The 307-nt window shown below is 36.2% G+C and carries 1 protein-coding gene; it reads left to right on the forward strand.

Annotated features, from left to right (window positions below):
* Nucleotides 1-307: glycine betaine ABC transporter substrate-binding protein (locus tag AOA62_RS01730; RefSeq protein WP_305886541.1), on the forward strand; the 307-nt coding region annotated here is incomplete at both ends.

Genomic DNA, 307 nt, shown 5'->3' on the forward strand with positions numbered 1-307 from the left:
GTTTTACAACATGGTAAAATGGGGAAAAAAATTAATTTTATTCTTTGTGCTGCTAACAGTTACAATCTTGTCAGCATGTGGAGACACTAGTGAGGAAACAAACAATGACCAATCTAGTGCTGGTGCTGCTGATTCAGAAGAAGTCGTAAACGAAGAAGTAATTACGATTGCTCAAATCAACTGGGCTGAAAATATTGCAGTTACAAATATGTGGAAAGTAGTCTTAGAAGAGAAAGGTTATAATGTTGAATTAACCTTATTGGACATGGGTGCAACCATGATGGCTCTAGATAGCGATGAATTAGAT

The sequence above is a fragment of the Pseudomonas sp. 2995-3 genome (genome assembly GCF_002742565.1).
In the GTDB taxonomy this organism is placed as follows: Bacteria; Pseudomonadota; Gammaproteobacteria; order Pseudomonadales; family Pseudomonadaceae; genus Aquipseudomonas; species Aquipseudomonas edaphica.